The 1,550-nt window shown below is 68.5% G+C and carries 2 protein-coding genes; both read left to right on the forward strand.

Features of this window, described 5'->3' with window-relative positions; translation table 11 throughout:
* The first annotated feature begins 147 nt into the window (after window positions 1-147).
* Window positions 148-480 carry a hypothetical protein gene (locus tag FNH08_RS49930; protein ID WP_322726674.1) on the forward strand — a complete coding sequence of 111 codons (333 nt, stop codon included), beginning with the start codon at window positions 148-150 and terminating at the stop codon, window positions 478-480.
* A 122-nt stretch (window positions 481-602) separates the two neighbouring features.
* Entirely contained in the window at window positions 603-1,454 is an 852-nt protein-coding gene (locus FNH08_RS49935) for a hypothetical protein (protein WP_322726675.1), read from the forward strand.
* Window positions 1,455-1,550: the final 96 nt, after the last annotated feature.

Here is a 1,550-nt window from a genome sequence, read left to right on the forward strand (position 1 = left end):
CGTACGCCCCCATCCCCGCGACGTATGGCCCTTCGAGCCCGACACCTACGACCTCGTACGTCCCTACGTCCTCACCCCGGAAGAGCACCGCGAGCGTCGGCAGCGACGGAAGGGACGGCTGCGGCAGCACGCCGTGGAGGTCGCCGCGTGAACCCCGCCGACGACCGACAGCCGCTCGACCGCCTCCGCCTGCTTCCGTGGACCAGCCCCGACGGCAAACCCTGCTACCTCAGCGCCGACCACGACACAAGCACCCTCTCCCGTCTCGCCGATGACATCGAGGCCGCCCAACTCCACTCCGGCGAACAGGTTCTCGCGGGCGCCCGAGCCGTACTCCACGACACCAACGCCGGTGAGCGCGCGGTGCGTTTCGCGCTCACCAGGGCGACCGAGTCACTGGAAGACCTGATCCGGGTCGCGGTCAGCAGAGGTGAGCGCCTCGGGCATGTGGCGAGCTGCAGCGACTCGTGGGGATTCTGAGAGTTCTCTGATCTTCTCGTAAACCTGTCGTGAGATTCGCCGTGTTCACTGCCACTCCCCGGCGGTCGCTGCGAACGACCCTCTCCGCCGGGCCTGTTCCCCCACAACAGTGAGAGTGCCCAGTGAGTTTCGTATCCGCACTGAAGAAGTGCGCCGTCGCCGGCGCGACCGCCGCCCTCGCCGTCACCGGCCTCGCGGCCACCACCGGTACCGCCCACGCGGCCGGCCCCGGTGGCGCGGCCAACGTCCGGGGTGTCGACCCCGGCAACACCGACCTGATGATCGAGCGGCTCTGCAACCAGGAGGGCAGCCTGACCGGCGTCTACGGCGCTCTCAACGTCGACACCGGCGAGTTCAAGACGCGGGACGAGTACCTGCGGGACGTCTTCGGTCTGTGGAAGCCCGCCGGGCCGTGGGAGCTCTTCCGCGGCTGGTGCGGGTACGCGCAGGCCTCGACCTGGTCCATCAAGGGTGAGCCCGTCCGGACCTCGCCGTGGATCGGCAACCGCGGGTCGAAGGACGACAAGGAGACCTTCGTCAGCAGCTACGGCACGAAGACGTTCGCGAAGAAGAGCGTCGGCGCCGAGATCGGCCTCACCCTCGCCAAGAGCATCTTCTCCGGCACCGCGGGCGGCAGCTTCACGTACGAGTGGGGCTGGGAGAAGGAGTCCCGGTTCGAGCGCCGCAGCGAGAAGACCATCCCGCCGTGCACCCAGGTCGCCGTGACGTGGACGCCGTACCAGCGTGTGGTGCGCGTGAACCCGATCTTCTACGTCGAGGACTACCAGTGGAACAAGGGTGACGGCGACGTCACCGCGCACACCTGGCGCGGCCGGGACGCGAGCTGGAAGTCGATCTACTCGTACGGCTACTACATCGACGGCACCTCCGACAAGCTCCTCCCCAACGGCCAGCCCGACGGCCGCGAGGACAAGGTGGAGGAGAAGCTCGACCCCAAGACCTGCACCAGCTGACTGCCGGCACCCAGGCGCCCTTCCTCCGGCCCCCACACGCCCTTCCTCCGGCACCAATTGGATCCGGAGTCCCAGCGACACGCCGTGCGTACGGCG

The sequence above is a fragment of the Streptomyces spongiae genome (assembly GCF_009377185.1).
GTDB classification, from domain to species: domain Bacteria; phylum Actinomycetota; class Actinomycetes; order Streptomycetales; family Streptomycetaceae; genus Streptomyces; species Streptomyces spongiae.